Annotated in this window: 13 protein-coding genes and 1 other RNA gene; 6 read left to right on the plus strand and 8 right to left on the minus strand. The window is 49.9% G+C overall.

Annotation, left to right across the window (positions count from 1 at the left end; all coding sequences use genetic code 11):
* Positions 1-924 carry a histone deacetylase family protein gene (locus NOG12_RS08980; protein WP_313933046.1) on the plus strand — a complete coding sequence of 308 codons (924 nt, stop codon included), beginning with the start codon at positions 1-3 and terminating at the stop codon, positions 922-924.
* A 145-nt stretch (positions 925-1,069) separates the two neighbouring features.
* On the opposite strand, the gene gcvP is transcribed toward NOG12_RS08980, so the two are convergent.
* The 3 genes from gcvP to gcvT all read right to left on the minus strand — a co-directional run bounded on the left by gcvP (position 1,070) and on the right by gcvT (position 5,590).
* The gene (gene gcvP, locus NOG12_RS08985) at positions 1,070-3,955 is read right to left on the minus strand and encodes an aminomethyl-transferring glycine dehydrogenase (protein ID WP_313933047.1); all 2,886 of its coding nucleotides are present in this window, start codon (positions 3,953-3,955) and stop codon (positions 1,070-1,072) included.
* 134 nt (positions 3,956-4,089) lie between these two features.
* Entirely contained in the window at positions 4,090-4,479 is a 390-nt protein-coding gene (gene gcvH / locus NOG12_RS08990; RefSeq protein ID WP_110076129.1) for a glycine cleavage system protein GcvH, read from the minus strand.
* 31 nt (positions 4,480-4,510) lie between these two features.
* Entirely contained in the window at positions 4,511-5,590 is a 1,080-nt protein-coding gene (gcvT, locus tag NOG12_RS08995) for a glycine cleavage system aminomethyltransferase GcvT (protein WP_313933048.1), read from the minus strand.
* Positions 5,591-5,765: 175 nt separating this feature from the next.
* Between gcvT and NOG12_RS09000 the strand changes: the two genes are divergently transcribed.
* A complete protein-coding gene (locus tag NOG12_RS09000) occupies positions 5,766-6,641 on the plus strand; it encodes a LysR substrate-binding domain-containing protein (RefSeq protein WP_110076127.1) in 876 nt (291 codons plus the stop codon).
* Positions 6,642-6,643: 2 nt separating this feature from the next.
* Here NOG12_RS09000 and NOG12_RS09005 read toward each other — a convergent pair whose 3' ends face one another.
* Genes NOG12_RS09005 through NOG12_RS09020 form a run of 4 tightly spaced genes read right to left on the minus strand, consistent with a single transcriptional unit; the run spans position 6,644 to position 10,990 of the window.
* Positions 6,644-7,807 (minus strand): FAD-dependent oxidoreductase, encoded by a 1,164-nt coding sequence (locus NOG12_RS09005; protein ID WP_313933049.1) that lies wholly within the window; start codon positions 7,805-7,807, stop codon positions 6,644-6,646.
* 18 nt (positions 7,808-7,825) lie between these two features.
* Positions 7,826-9,016, minus strand: a complete 1,191-nt coding sequence (gene ubiH / locus NOG12_RS09010; protein ID WP_313933050.1) for a 2-octaprenyl-6-methoxyphenyl hydroxylase — start codon at positions 9,014-9,016, stop codon at positions 7,826-7,828.
* 5 nt (positions 9,017-9,021) lie between these two features.
* A complete protein-coding gene (pepP, locus tag NOG12_RS09015) occupies positions 9,022-10,344 on the minus strand; it encodes a Xaa-Pro aminopeptidase (protein WP_313933051.1) in 1,323 nt (440 codons plus the stop codon).
* A 58-nt stretch (positions 10,345-10,402) separates the two neighbouring features.
* Positions 10,403-10,990 (minus strand): UPF0149 family protein, encoded by a 588-nt coding sequence (locus tag NOG12_RS09020; RefSeq protein WP_110076123.1) that lies wholly within the window; start codon positions 10,988-10,990, stop codon positions 10,403-10,405.
* A 127-nt stretch (positions 10,991-11,117) separates the two neighbouring features.
* Here NOG12_RS09020 and NOG12_RS09025 point away from each other — a divergent pair, with 127 nt between their 5' ends.
* Together NOG12_RS09025 and ssrS are read left to right on the plus strand one after the other, a co-directional pair.
* A complete protein-coding gene (locus tag NOG12_RS09025; protein ID WP_153826167.1) occupies positions 11,118-11,423 on the plus strand; it encodes a cell division protein ZapA in 306 nt (101 codons plus the stop codon).
* A gap of 55 nt (positions 11,424-11,478) precedes the next feature.
* A non-coding RNA gene (gene ssrS / locus NOG12_RS09030) (6S RNA) lies at positions 11,479-11,662 on the plus strand.
* A 36-nt stretch (positions 11,663-11,698) separates the two neighbouring features.
* On the opposite strand, the gene NOG12_RS09035 is transcribed toward ssrS, so the two are convergent.
* Positions 11,699-13,282 carry an amidohydrolase family protein gene (locus tag NOG12_RS09035; protein ID WP_313933052.1) on the minus strand — a complete coding sequence of 528 codons (1,584 nt, stop codon included), beginning with the start codon at positions 13,280-13,282 and terminating at the stop codon, positions 11,699-11,701.
* A gap of 90 nt (positions 13,283-13,372) precedes the next feature.
* Between NOG12_RS09035 and NOG12_RS09040 the strand changes: the two genes are divergently transcribed.
* Positions 13,373-13,960: a 5-formyltetrahydrofolate cyclo-ligase gene (locus NOG12_RS09040; RefSeq protein ID WP_313933053.1), complete on the plus strand. Its 588-nt coding sequence runs from the start codon at positions 13,373-13,375 to the stop codon at positions 13,958-13,960.
* A gap of 45 nt (positions 13,961-14,005) precedes the next feature.
* On the plus strand, positions 14,006-14,668 hold the full coding sequence (gene rpiA / locus NOG12_RS09045) for a ribose-5-phosphate isomerase RpiA (RefSeq protein ID WP_153826170.1): 663 nt from the start codon (positions 14,006-14,008) through the stop codon (positions 14,666-14,668).

The following is a 14,668-nucleotide window of genomic DNA, read 5'->3' on the forward strand; positions in this document are numbered from 1 at the left end:
ATGTCGATCACGGTTTTTAGCCACAATTATTGCAGTCTGCATCGGGTTTCTGAAGTGCACCCAGAAGAGCCAGCCAGAATTGCCGCCATTAACGATCAGATCATTCGGTCGGGGATGGAATTTGCGCTCACTCAAAAAGACGCCAAACCAGCCACCAAGGAAGACCTCTATCGCGTGCATTCAGCCAATTACATTAATGACGTATTTGAGCGCGCTCCAACCGAGCCCGGTGAACACATTTGGTTAGATCCCGACACCATGATGACAGCCGGTACCTTACGCGCTGCCCTGTACGCAGCCGGCAGCGGCATTTGTGCTGTAGACGAGGTGATGACCGCCGACAATAGACGCACCTTTTGTGCCATTCGCCCCCCAGGCCATCATGCCAGTTGGGACGCCGCAATGGGCTTTTGTATTTTCAACAACATCGCTGTTGCCGCCGCATACGCCATGCAGCAATACGGCTTAGAACGCGTGGCTATTGTGGATTTTGATGTGCACCACGGCAATGGTACCGAAGACATCTTTTTGAATGACGAGCGCGTGCTATTTTGCAGCTCTTTTCAACATCCGCTCTTCCCCAACACTGGTACCCAAACCATCAGCCACGAAGTGATCAACATTCCACTACCAGCGGGCTGTGATGGCCCCACATGGCAGGCCGCCGTGCGTGATCGCTGGTTACCAGCCATTGATGCTTTCGCCCCCCAACTGATCTTAGTTTCAGCGGGATTTGATGGGCACTTAGAAGACGACATGGCACAATTTAAGCTCACGGAAATCGATTACCACTGGATGGCCGCCGAGCTTAAAAAACTCGCCGAACACCATTGCGAGGGCCGCATCGTGGCCATGCTTGAAGGTGGTTATGAACACAGCTCGCTTGGCCGCAGCGTGGTCGCTTTTTTGAAGGGAATGCAGTGAAGACAACGTGACGCCGATACGGGCTGCTTGTTGATCTAAGGATTCAACAATCCACCACGGAAAGTGACATTTTAAAAAATACGACTTTATTGGCCACAAAAAAGGCGAGCCGAAGCTCGCCTTTTTAAATAAATCAAAAACTAACCTACCGATAGCTATCCACCGCCGGGCAGCTACACATCAAGTTGCGGTCGCCGTATACGTCATCGATACGGTTCACGCTTGGCCAGAACTTGTTTACCTTCACCGCGCTTACTGGGTAAGCGGCTTGCTCGCGACTGTATGGACGGTCCCAGTTCGCGTCAACGATGTCAGCTAGCGTATGAGGTGCGTTATGCAACGGGTTGTTATCTGCTGGCCACTCACCATTTTCTACACGCTTGGCTTCTTCACGAATGCTGATCATGGCTTCAATAAAGCGGTCTAGCTCTGCCTTAGATTCAGATTCCGTTGGCTCAACCATTAAGGTTCCGGCTACTGGGAAGCTCATGGTTGGGCTGTGGAAGCCGTAGTCTTGCAAGCGTTTTGCTACGTCCATTTCGGTAATGCCACAGCTATCTTTGAGTGGGCGCAAATCAATGATGCACTCGTGCGCAACACGGTCGTTGCGGCCTTTGTACAAGATGGGGTAGTGCTTGCTCAACTGCTTAGCCATGTAGTTGGCATTTAAGATGGCTACTTCGGTGGCTTCACGCAGGCCGCGCGAGCCCATCATCACAATGTACATCCATGAGATAGGTAAAATGCTGGCGCTACCATAAGGCGCAGCAGATACGGCACCGTTATCGGCTGCGGTATCGTCTATTTTAATCACGCTGTGGTTAGGCAAGAAAGGTGCTAAGTGCTTTTTAACACCAATCGGGCCCATACCAGGACCACCACCACCGTGTGGAATACAGAAGGTTTTGTGCAGGTTCAGGTGCGATACGTCGGCACCGATGTAGCCTGGTGAGGTTACCCCTACTTGGGCGTTCATGTTGGCACCGTCTAGGTACACTTGACCACCGTGAGCGTGCACGATTTCACAAATATCTTTGATACCTTCTTCATACACACCATGGGTAGATGGGTAGGTGATCATGATGCAAGATAGGTTATCACCGGCTTCAGCTGCTTTAGCTTTCAGGTCGTTAATATCTACGTTACCGTTCTTGTCGCAATCTACCACCACCACTTGCATGCTCATCATCTGTGCTGAGGCTGGGTTAGTACCATGCGCTGAGCTAGGGATTAAGCAAATGTTACGGTGCACGTCGCCACGGCTGTGGTGATATTTTTGAATCGCTAACAAGCCGGCGTATTCGCCTTGTGCGCCTGAGTTAGGCTGCATTGACATCACATCATAACCGGTAATGTCCACTAACCAGCCTGATAAGGTGCTTAGTAATTCAGCGTAACCTTGTGCTTGCTCTACTGGGCAGAACGGGTGCAGCTGACCAAACTCTGGCCAAGTGACTGGAATCATCTCTGCGGTGGCGTTCAGCTTCATGGTGCACGAGCCTAACGAGATCATGCTGTGGTTTAATGACAAATCTTTGTTTTCTAACTGCTTGATATAACGCAGCATTTCAGTTTCAGAATGATAACTGTTAAATACTGGGTGAGTTAAAATCTCACTTTCACGGCGCAGTGCAGCTGGGATAGACTCGACTTCACCAGCAGCAACTCGTGAGTCTAACACTTCGATTTCTAGGCCGTGGTCGGCACCAAAGAGCACCATAAACAGCACATCAACATCGTGACGTGATTTAGCTTCATCAAGGCTTACCCCAAATTGGCCATTACCATCAATACGTAGGTTTATTTGGGCTTGCTCAGCACGTGCCATCACGCCACTCACGTCGCCTTCTAGTTTGAAGGTTAAGGTATCAAACCAGTGGCTATTGACCAGTTTCACGCCTTTTTCTTGTAAGCCAAGAGCCACGATATCGGTTAACCGATTAATGCGCGCGGCAATAGTTTTCAAGCCTTGTGGACCATGGTACACGGCATAAAACGAAGCCATGTTGGCTAACAATACCTGTGCAGTACAGATGTTTGAGTTGGCTTTTTCGCGGCGAATATGCTGCTCGCGCGTTTGCATCGCCATGCGTAACGCTTGGTTATCGCGGCTGTCTTTTGAGACGCCAATAATACGACCTGGCAACGACCGTTTGTATTTGTCACGGGTTGCAAAAAATGCGGCGTGTGGGCCACCGTAACCCATAGGTACACCAAAGCGCTGGGCTGAGCCTAACACCATGTCTGCACCCATCTCACCAGGTGATTTCAGCAACACTAAGCTCATGATGTCGGCGGCAACTGAAACCACACCTTTGTTGGCTTGAATGTCAGCAATTAGTTTTTCGATGTTATGAATTTCGCCGTTGCGATCAGGGTACTGTAACAAAGCACCAAACACATCGTGGTTATCGGCTTCACGAGCTGGCCCAACAATCACATCAAAGCCAAACATTTCTGCTCGTGTTTTGACGACATCGATGGTTTGCGGGTAGACGTTATCTGCTACGTAGAATGCATTTGATTTGCTTTTGCTGACACGCTTAGCCATCGCCATAGCTTCTGCAGCTGCAGTCGCTTCATCTAACAAAGACGCACTAGCTAGTTCTAGGCCCGTTAAATCGATGGTCATTTGTTGGAAGTTAAGAATAGCTTCTAAGCGGCCTTGCGCGATTTCTGGCTGATACGGAGTATAAGCGGTATACCAACCTGGATTTTCTAGCACGTTACGCAAAATCACGTTCGGAACTAGAGTATCGTAATAACCCATACCGATAAATGACTTAAAGACCTTGTTTTTGCTGGCGATGGCTTTCAATTTGGCCAACGCATCGCGTTCTGTCATGGGCTCACCAATCGACAAAAACGGCTCGCGTCGAATCGCACCAGGTACTGTGTCTGTGGTTAATTCAGCCAATGAGCTCACCCCTAACTCAGCCAACATAGCCTGAGTTTCATCAGCGCTAGGGCCAATGTGGCGGGCAATAAATTCACCATGATTTTCTAACTGCTTCAGCGTGGTCGTAGTCATTTACTTCAAATCCCCTAGTTACGGGTTTAATTACGGGTTAATTACGCGATTACAGGTAAATTGCGCGTTACTACAGAGATAAGAAACGCAAAACCCCGGTGCGAACAACCGGGGCTTGAGCATTTTATCTCTTCTTATTCTTCATCGATAACTGCTTGATAACCTTCTGCATCTAGCAAGCTTTCAACTTCGCTGGCATCGTCAGCTTTAATTTTGAATAACCAGCCGTCACCGTACGGGTCATTGTTAACAGTTTCTGGAGCGTCTTCTAGCTCTTCGTTTACCGCCACAATTTCACCAGCAATAGGTGCATAGATATCTGAGGCCGCTTTTACTGATTCAGCTACGGCAACATCATCGCCTGCTGCAACAGTGGCGCCAACTTCAGGTAGTTCTACAAACACCATGTCGCCTAGCAAATCTTGTGCGTGCTCAGAAATGCCAACCGTGAAAATACCATCGCCTTCGTTACGAACCCACTCGTGCGTTGATGCGTATTTTAATTCCTTTGGGATATTGCTCATTATTGTGTCCTCGATGATTCTGTAAAACTGACTAAAGTACGGATTGACCGTTACGAACAAAGCTTGGTTTAACCACGCTTACTGTAACTAATTTTTTGCGAATTTCCACTTCGGCGGTAGCGCCCACGGTTGCTGGCACTCGCGCCAACGCAATGGAGAAACCTAAGGTAGGTGAGAAGGTACCTGACGTGATCACGCCTTCGCTATCACCTACAATCACTTTTTGGCCATGCCGCAGAACGCCTTTCTCTTTCATCACTAAGCCCACCAATTTGGCGTGGCCTTGTGCTTTTTGTTCAATAAGTGCTGCTCGACCAATAAAATCGCGTTCAGCTGGCTCAAAAGCCACACTCCAGCCCATATTGGATTCAAGCGGAGTCACGGTTTCATCCATATCTTGGCCGTATAAGTTCATGCCGGCTTCTAAACGCAAGGTATCACGAGCACCTAAACCACAAGGCTGTACCCCAACATTCAGTAGCGCATCCCAAAGTGCGACCACCTGCTCAGCTGGTAAGGCAATTTCGTAGCCTTTTTCGCCGGTATAGCCCGTAGTTGCAATAAAATAATCGCCTACTTGCAACGACATGAAGGGCTTCATGCTGGCTACACCTGTAAATTTGTCAGCCCCCATCACCAATTTTAGCTTTTCTTCCGCCTTTGGACCTTGCAGCGCAAGCATGGCCAACTCCGGACGTTCAGTAATAGTTACTTGAAAGTCTGCAGCTACCGCGTTAATCCAAGCCATGTCTTGCTCACGCGTGGCAGAGTTAACCACCAAACGGTAAGACTCATCGGTAAAGTAATACACAATCAGGTCGTCAATCACGCCACCAGCTTGGTTTAACATGCCGCTGTATAAAGCTTTACCTGAGACGGTTAGCTTAGCGACATCGTTGGCTAGTAAGTACTGTAAGAAAGCTTTTGCTTCGGTACCGGCAACATCCACAATCGTCATGTGCGATACATCAAAAACGCCAGAGTCATTACGTACAGCGTGGTGTTCTTCTATCTGCGAGCCGTAGTTAAGCGGCATATCCCAGCCGTGAAAATCCACCATTTTCGCATTTGCTTTCACATGTGCGTCGTACAAAGGAGTGCGTTGAGCCATGACCAAAGTATCCTGTTGGGTTAGTTACTTCTTAAAATTTGTGGCCCTAATTATAAGACCCTAAGGGCAAGGCAACAAATGAATATTACTTATACATTTATTTAAAATATTAATATGGTTAAACTAGCTATTAATATTATTTATTAATACGCATCAACCAGCCGAGCTGATCATCATGCAACATTTATCGTTAGAAGCTCTGCGCGCCTTTATCAGCGTGTACGAGTTGCAAAGCTACACTGCCGCTGCGCAACAGCTCAGTCGCTCGCAGCCCGCCATTAGTTTGCAATTGCAACGACTAGAAGAGTTGCTTGGAAGCCAGCTATTGCAGCGCAGCGGTGGTCGCATTCATCTTACCGAAGCCGGTCGTGAGCTCTGGGACCAAGCTAAACATCTGCTTAATATTAACGACCAAATCTTTGCTAAAATCGCTGAGCCATCGCTGACCGGCGTGGTACGGCTTGGTATTCCCAGTGAGTTTGCCAGTAAGTTATTGCCTCAGGTATTAGGACAATTTGCACAATCTTACCCCCACGTAACCTTGTCGGTGACCTCTGCGCTAAGCAAAGAATTACTCGCCCAAGAACAGCAGCAGTTTGATCTAGTGATTGCCCTCAAGGAACCTGATAAGCGACTTACCCGTGCTGGTTTAGTGCTGCTCAAGCAAGATTCACTGGTGTGGGTGAGTAGTATTGCCAGCAACCAATTAGCGGCGGTAACCGATAGCGCCGCCGAAGCAGTGCCGCTGGTGGTCGCGCCAGAAGGCTGTATTTATCGGCGTCGCGCCTTACAAGTACTGCGCCAGCACACCATCCCTTTGCGTATTAGCTACACCAATGCGGATTTTTCTGGGCTGACTGCGGCCATCGATAGTGGTTTGGGGATTACGGTCTTAGCGCAAAGTACGTTGCCCGACAATCTCATTCACGTCCGCCATGTGGGATCACATGCTTTGCCTGAGCTGGGTAATGTGAGCGTCGTGATGTGGCAGGCCGATAGTGATAACCCGGCCGCCACTCAATTGGCTCAGTTTATTCAAGAACGTATATAGGCTTATGCGCCCAGAGCTGCGCGCATCAGTTGTTGCTTTAACGGCGTCACTCGATGCGCGAGCTGCAACGCTAAGCCGCGCCCTAACTTGGCCCAAGGCGCACTGCCGGCAAACCCACGTTTAAAGCTTTCCATTGCTCCAATCATGGTTACCGCTGCGGCCTTACGCTGCCGCTCCCATTGGCGTAATTGTTTTGGCAGGGTTGCGACCTGAAGCTCTGGGTGCGCAAAAATAGCCAATAAGTCAGCCACATCAGCAAAGCCCAAGTTAGCTCCTTGACCGGCCAAGGGGTGAATACTATGGGCAGCATCACCTAGCACCAGCAGACGCTGCTGCACCCAACGTTGGCAGTACTGCATACGCAGCGGAAAAGTAGCTCGCGCCGATTGCAGCTGCAACAACCCCAAGCAATTATCGCTGGCTACTTGTAACTGCCGAATAAAATCACTGTCGCTAAGGGTACTCAGTTGCTGCGCTCGTTCGGTATCCGCCGACCACACGATCGATACTTGATGGGCATCCGCTAAAGGCAACAAGGCTAATGGCCCGGTCGGCAAAAACACTTGGCGTGCAATGCCTTGATGCGGTAACTCGGTAGTAAGCACCGCTACTTGGGCCTGTTGTTGATAGTCCCAAAAAGTAAGCGGCAAGTTTGCTTGTGCACGCACGGTAGAACGAGCACCATCGGCTGCGATCAGATAATCGCCAGTTAATGTTTGCCCATTGGCTAGGGTTACCTGTACTCGCTGATCATCAACCTGTTGTTGCACTAACTCGGTGGTCGCCATAATCGACACCCCTGCCGCCACAGCTTGGTCCCACAGCACTTGTTCAAGCACTTTGTTTTCAACAATGGCGCCGATGTCGACCAGCGCTAGTTCGCTGGCATCAAACTCGATTCGGCCAAAACTATCATAGTCCCACACCCGCATCCCGGTGTAAGGGCCAAGGCGTGACGCTGGCATCCGCTGCCAACTGCCTAACCGCTCAAGTAAGTGCCTACTACTGTGGGCTAGCGCACTTACCCGCAGTTCTGGCGCGCTGCCGTACTCGGGCCGCTCACCGCGTTCAATCACAATAACCCGATGCCCAGCTTGTTGCAGGCCAATGGCCGTAGCCAGCCCGATCATACCGGCCCCAGCGACAATAAAGGTAAATGGCTGCATGGTTATCCTATCTTCTCGTTAATTTCTATAACCCATGGTTTTACGGGCAAATTGCTGCTTCAGTGGCAACAACCACGCCAAGGCACTTAAGGCGATGTTGCGCCCAATCACCAGTGGCAACAGTTGATTAGAAAAGCCTCGAACCAAGCTATCAGTTAAGCCAATAATGGCTTTATAGTCGCTCTGGCGCTCACGCTGGTAACTTGCCAACACACGATACTGCCCGGCATCGGCTGCCGTCGCTAGCTGTTGGCTTAAGCTAATTGCATCGCGCACACCCAAGTTAAATCCCTGCCCGGCAATCGGATGCAAGGTATGCGAGGCGTTACCTATTAACACCAAACGCTGAGCAATATGTTGTTCGGCTAAATGCAATTGCAATGGGTACTGCACTCTGTCCCAGACTTTACGCAGCCGCCCCGCGCGATAGCCAAAGGCTTGTTGGCACTTGGCCATAAATTCATGGTCGCTAGCAGCCATCATCTGTTCGGCTTCTGCTGGACGCAGACTCCAAACTAACGAAGCGACTTGGTCACTAACCGGTAACAACGCCAGTGGCCCAGTATCAGTAAAGCGCTCATAAGCCCAGCCTTGCATCGGCTCAGACAGTTCAAGCATGGCAATAATGCCCACCTGCTGATAATCCGTTTGCTGCATCTGAATACCAGCCGCGCTGCGCACTTGTGAGCGTGAGCCATCTGCACCTACTAACAACTGTGCATGGCAAACATGCGACTGATCTGCAACATGGTAGTGCACTGCAATACTATCTTGTTCTGGTTGTGAATGACTAAACCAAGCGCCAGCTCGCCATTCAATATTAGGTTGCGCTAGGCAAGCCAGATAAAGCGCTTGGTTGAGTTGTGCCGCCGCGATGACATAGCCAAGCGCAGGCACGCCTTGTTGCTCAGCATGCAGTTGTGTCATGCCCAGATGACCTCGATCACTCACATGAATATGCTCAATTGCGCAGGCGGCAGACGCTACTTCTGGCCACACTTGCAGTTGTTGTAATACGTCAATGGTAGCGGCCGCCAGCGCTATGGTACGTTTATCTTGCGCCGGCCCACTGGCCTGTGGCTCAAGCACTGTTACGATCCAATCCGGCCGCTGCCGTGCTACTAATAAAGCCGTTAACGCCCCAACGAGGCCGCCGCCGGCAATCACTATAGGTTTTAGTGTGTCAGCTGGTCGTGGCGCTGCTGCCATTGCTGTTACCCTTGCATCCAAGTTTCTATTTCAGCGACGGTTTTAGGTGCCGCTGCAGTCATATTTTCGTGCCCGGTGGCGGTTACAATCACATCGTCTTCAATCCGAATGCCTAAACCATGCCATTTTTTATCTACCCCAGCCATGCCGTGCGGAATATACACCCCAGGCTCTATGGTCAATACCATACCCGGCTCAAACGGACGGTTCTTACCGGCAGCTGAATAGGTGCCCACATCATGCACATCTAAACCCAGCCAATGGCCCAGACCATGAATCATAAAGGCTTTATAAGCGCCCTCAGCGACTAGCTGCGCTGGCGTGCCCGCTAATAGGCCGAGCTCGACCAAGCCTTCCGTGAGCGCCAGTGCCATGGCTTGGGTTGCCTGCGGCATCGATGACCCTGGGGTTACCGCTGCTAAGGCTGCTAACTGCGCTTTTAACACCACGTTATAGAGCGCAGCTTGGGCTTCGCTAAAGCGGCCGTTTACTGGGAAGGTACGGGTAATATCGCCCGCATAACCTTGATATTCGGCACCAGCATCGATCAAGATTAAATCACCATCATGTAACTCATCGGCGTTATCGGTGTAGTGCAAAATACAGGCATTGGCGCCACCCCCACAAATACTGCCGTAAGCTGGGTGGTGAGCGCCTTGGCGCGCAAATTCATGGTGCAACTCTGCCGCTACCTGAAACTCATAGCAGCCCGGTTTAGTAAAACGCATCGCGCGCTTATGGGCAGCTACGCTAATGGCTGCTGCGGCACGCATTAAATCGAGCTCTGCGGCACTTTTAATGATACGCATATCGGCCATGAATGGACTCAAGTCTTGCCAGCTAGAGGGCGCAACATAGCCTTGTTTTGGCGCTTGGCGCAGAGCACTGGCAACATCATGTAGCTGCTCTAACAAGCTGCTATCTTCATGGCTGGAAAACACCACATCGGCTTGATTAAGCACATCTAATAATACTTCTTCAGCATCTTCGATACTGTGCGCCACATCAACCCCAAGGTGGGCAACTGCTCGATCAATACCTAAGCGACGACCGTGCCATACTTCGGCTGCCGGATCGCTAGGTTGGCAACACAGAATCACTTGTTGCGCTCTACCCGGCGCTAGAATCAATAAGGCGTCGGGCTCGTTAAACCCCGTGAGATAAAAGAAATCACTATTTTGCCGAAATGGATATTCGGTATCACGGCTGCGTGTTTGTAGGCTAGCGGCAGCAATCACTGCTACCCCATGGTCTGCATGGCTGCTGACATGATCTAAAATTCGCTGCCGACGTTGCTGATATTCCGCCAAACTAATAGACTGCTGCATATAAGGTTTTCGCTCTCAATACTTGAATGAGGTAAAACGAACTGAGGTGAACGCTATTTTAGTGGAGCGTTTTGTTGGTTTTACAAGCGCCCCCGCTTGCCTGGCCTAATTCACCAAAGCACAACATGGCTGATACTCGTAAATACTCAACGATTTCAAAGTAAGCTCGCTCTGCTTCTTCTTCATCTTCAATTTCAAAATCTAACTTGGCAATTTCAACCATATCTTCAATGGCTTCACGCAAGTCTTCCGATAAGCCAGCCAGGTTGGTTTGATTAATACCAAACCCTACTAAATACGATTGCACCCAGTTAATTAGACCAGTTAAGCGTTCGTATAAAGATTCGTTATCACTTGGTAACAACAGGTGAAAACCTAAATCGGGGTCGCGCAAGCTGGCGCAGATGGAGTGTGCCAGCTCGGTACAGCGTTCACGTAACTGCGGGTTAAAGGATTGCCCTTCGTTAACCAAGTCGCTGAGTAACAACAACCAGTCTTGCCCTTCAATACTGGCCCCGCCAGCGATCATACCGGTTAAAATGCCATGAATTTCGGCGGCATTAGAGAGCAAACCTTGGCTTTCAAAATATTCTGTTAAAGTTTCGTAGGCGAATGGATTATTGGCACCACTGCTTTGATCTGTCATAGCGTCATCTCTATCATGATTTATGCTGCCATCCTATCACCACAGGCCCTTTCAGGCTAGCTGACAAAACCCCGGTCGGCATGCCATAATCACTCTAACGCAGTAGCATTAAAAATGAGGAAGAGGCATGAGCCAGCGTGCAATGGAAATAAAACTTATGGATCGCAACTACAAAATTAATTGTCCAGTTGGGCAAGAAGTTGCGTTACAGCGCGCCGCCGACAAACTCAACCACAAACTTGAGCAAATTCGTAGCAACAAGCGCTTAACCCATGCGGAGCAAATTGCCGTGATGGCTGCGCTCAATCTTGTGCACGAAGGCGCACAAGTTGAACAACAATTGCGCAAACAGGTCGAAGATTTGGAAGAAAAGCTAAAATTACTGCAAGAAACCTTAGAACAGGTCATGACAGAGCAAGGCCCAAAACGTTAGAATACCCAAGTTCGCTTCGCTGACTCGATGAGTGCAGTTAAGCATGCAAGACAATGACTACCTGGAATGTTCGCCAGCACGCCGATGTCCCTGAGCCGATGCTAGTAGTATAGGGGCTCACTGAGCGGCTATTGTGCAAGCTCGACTCGTATCGAGAAGCCTGCGGTCGATTCAATTGCGCCCCGCCTTGAACCAGTGGGTTCAAGGGCCAAGGCACGCAGCGGCATTTTGGGTAGTCACCCTTCTCAAAGATAGTTCGTTATTCGTACGCTTCGTTATTCATCCGCGATGCTGTTCGTGCGTTTATGCTCTTGCACAATACGGCGAACGTCGGTGAGCAGCTCTTGGACATCGTAGACGATGCCGTCTTTGATGGTATAGCGAATCCCCTTAGTACGCATCGGCTGATTATTGTCGTCTAACTTATAGTGCCCAGTACCGTATAACACTTTAAAGTTAGCTAATGGATTTTCATCCACAACGATCATGTCGGCCTTTTTGCCAACCACGATGCTGCCAATATCGTCATCTAAACCCAGCTCTTGTGCACCATTTAAGGTTGCAGCCTGAATCACTTCTAATGCGTTAAAGCCGGCTTCTCGCAGTAATTCTAATTCGCGGATAAACCCGAACCCGTAAATTTTATAAATATAGCCCGCATCGGAACCCGTGGTGATACGACCGCCATGGTTTTTAAAGTCATTGAGAAAAGTCATCCACAACTGGTAATTTTGGCGCCATGCCACTTCATCATCAGTGGTCCAATCAAACCAATAAGAGCCATGGGCATAACGGCTTGGGGTAAAGAAGTCCCACAATTGCGGCAAGGTGTATTCCTCATGCCAGATAGCTTGACGCTCACGCATCAGATCACGGCTAGCCTCATAGATGGTTAAGGTAGGATTGATAGTAAAGTCTAGGGCTATCAATTCGTCGCGCACTTGGTTCCAACGCTCTGAACCAGGCTGCGCGGCTTGCTGCCATAACCGTCCCGCGGCCCGAAACCGATCTTGCTCATCGTTGTAATTGTAATCTGCTGGGTAATCCTGAATGGTCTGCCCGCTAAAGAGCGCTTCTGGCAAGCCATACCAGTGTTCCATACTTCCTAAACCCAAACGCGCCGAGTCCACCACGTTGGTGCGCACCACATTCAGTTGCGCATGGTGCATCATCGAACCCAGCTGTTGCTGTTTAGCTTCATCCAGTGCAGCCGCCATTACCTTGGGCGTGGCGCCAAAAAACTTAATGCCTGCGGCACCTTGTTGTTTGATTTGACGCACCCAAGTACGTGCTTGTTCTGCAGTAAAGATGGGCTCTTCGGCTCCCATGCCAAAACCAACAAATGGAATGATCCGCGGTGCGACGATTTGGTTGCTCTGGCTTTGCTGTTGGTGCCATTTAGTCCAGGCTAGACCATTAAAGCTGCCCGGCTCACGCACCGTCGTAATGCCATGAGCCAACCACAGCTTCAACACATATTCCGCGGGTATGCCGTCAGCAGAGCCACCAATGTGCCCGTGCATATCAATAAAGCCTGGTAAAACATATTTGCCGGTTAAATCCAGTTCACGGTCACCCGGTTGTGCTTGCGGTCGGCCCTGTGCTTTTATCGGAACGCCAGGATGACCAACACTCACAATACGCACGATGCGGTCCTGCTCCACCACGATATCAACTGGGCCTTGGGCCGGAGCGCCTTCACCGTTAACGAGCGTCACTCCGCGTAAAATTAAGCGCTGAAATGGCCCCTCGCCCTGCTCTGCGCGCGATGGTGCTTTCGCTGAATCAGCTTGGGCAGGAGCTGCGGTAGCTCCCAACAAGAAACAAGTAAGTAACGTGGCGAACAGAACAGGCTTCATGATATAACTCTTTTTGTTATGTTATGGATTGGCTAGTTATGGGTTGGCTAGTTATTGAGCTCTAGTTATTAAGCCAAGGATATCAGTGCCGTGCAACAACAGCAATTACGTCAACAACTTCTGGCTAAACGTGCAGCTATCTCTGCTCCCGATCGAGCTGCAGAAGCTGCTGCAGTATGCGAGCACTTACTGGCGCTACCAGAGCTGCAAAAAACCAAGCGTATCGGTAGTTACATCAGTGTTAAAGCGGAGTTGCCGACCCCTCAACTGAACCAACGCTTGATAAGCATGGGACACCAACTCTCGGTGCCCGTGTTGCATCCAGTCAACACCGGTCATTTATTGTTTTTACAAGTGCATCCGAAGACCTTATGGGTTCCCAATAAATACCACATTCCCGAACCCGCGTTGCAGGTAGCAGATATCACCCCACTTGCTTACTTAGATATTTTGCTGGTGCCACTGGTGGGATTTGACCACCAAGGCAATCGCTTAGGCATGGGCGGTGGCTTTTACGATCGTACCCTTGCAGCTTGGCATCGCGGAGCATACCCGCACTTGCAAGTGATTGGGCTAGCGCTGACCTGCCAGCAAACCCCGAAGCTGCCGGTGAACCCTTGGGATATCCCCTTAAATAAGGTGATCACTGCAGCAAAAGTTTGGGACTTTTTGCGGTAAAACTGTATACTGAAAAGCCATAGCTAACTCACTATGGAATCTACCATGTCTACCGCTCAAGAAGCCCTCAAAAAGCAAGCCGCCGAAGCCGCACTTAAGTACATTCAACCCAATACTGTGGTTGGTGTTGGCACCGGCTCTACGGTTAATTATTTTATTGATGCTCTCGCTACCATCAAACAAGATATTGAAGCTGCGGTATCTAGTTCTGAAGCCTCAACAGCACGCTTAAAAGCTCACGGCATTGAGGTGATTGAACTCAATAACTGTGTAGATTTACCCGTTTATGTTGATGGTGCCGACGAACTTGACCAGCACTTACGCATGGTTAAAGGGGGCGGTGGCGCTCTTACCCGCGAAAAAATCATTGCCGCAGTTGCCCAACAGTTTGTGTGTATTGCCGACCAATCCAAGTTAGTAGGCCGACTTGGCCAGTTCCCGGTACCCGTTGAAGTGATTCCCATGGCGCGCTCATATGTCGCACGTGAAATCGTGAAACTAGGTGGTGACCCCGTCTGGCGTCAAGGGTTTGTCACTGACAACGGCAACATCATTCTGGATATTCACAACTTTGATATCCTAGACCCTGTTCAACTAGAGCTACAATTGAATAATATCGTAGGCGTTGTTAGCAACGGCCTATTTGCTAAGCGTGGCGCTAACATTGCCATTATCGCCGGTAGCGACGGTTTACAAATTCTGGAGTAA

It is taken from the genome of Pseudidiomarina fusca, from assembly GCF_032227045.1.
GTDB lineage: Bacteria > Pseudomonadota > Gammaproteobacteria > Enterobacterales > Alteromonadaceae > Pseudidiomarina > Pseudidiomarina fusca.

Excerpts from the sequence above, each read along its gene's own strand:
- NOG12_RS08980 (WP_313933046.1), top strand. The coding sequence starts at position 1 with ATGTCGATCACGGTTTTTAGCCACAATTATTGCAGTCTGCATCGGGTT.
- gcvP (WP_313933047.1), bottom strand. The coding sequence starts at position 3,955 with ATGACTACGACCACGCTGAAGCAGTTAGAAAATCATGGTGAATTTATT.
- gcvH (WP_110076129.1), bottom strand. The coding sequence starts at position 4,479 with ATGAGCAATATCCCAAAGGAATTAAAATACGCATCAACGCACGAGTGG.
- gcvT (WP_313933048.1), bottom strand. The coding sequence starts at position 5,590 with ATGGCTCAACGCACTCCTTTGTACGACGCACATGTGAAAGCAAATGCG.
- NOG12_RS09000 (WP_110076127.1), top strand. The coding sequence starts at position 5,766 with ATGCAACATTTATCGTTAGAAGCTCTGCGCGCCTTTATCAGCGTGTAC.
- NOG12_RS09005 (WP_313933049.1), bottom strand. The coding sequence starts at position 7,807 with ATGCAGCCATTTACCTTTATTGTCGCTGGGGCCGGTATGATCGGGCTG.
- ubiH (WP_313933050.1), bottom strand. The coding sequence starts at position 9,016 with ATGGCAGCAGCGCCACGACCAGCTGACACACTAAAACCTATAGTGATT.
- pepP (WP_313933051.1), bottom strand. The coding sequence starts at position 10,344 with ATGCAGCAGTCTATTAGTTTGGCGGAATATCAGCAACGTCGGCAGCGA.
- NOG12_RS09020 (WP_110076123.1), bottom strand. The coding sequence starts at position 10,990 with ATGACAGATCAAAGCAGTGGTGCCAATAATCCATTCGCCTACGAAACT.
- NOG12_RS09025 (WP_153826167.1), top strand. The coding sequence starts at position 11,118 with ATGAGCCAGCGTGCAATGGAAATAAAACTTATGGATCGCAACTACAAA.
- NOG12_RS09035 (WP_313933052.1), bottom strand. The coding sequence starts at position 13,282 with ATGAAGCCTGTTCTGTTCGCCACGTTACTTACTTGTTTCTTGTTGGGA.
- rpiA (WP_153826170.1), top strand. The coding sequence starts at position 14,006 with ATGTCTACCGCTCAAGAAGCCCTCAAAAAGCAAGCCGCCGAAGCCGCA.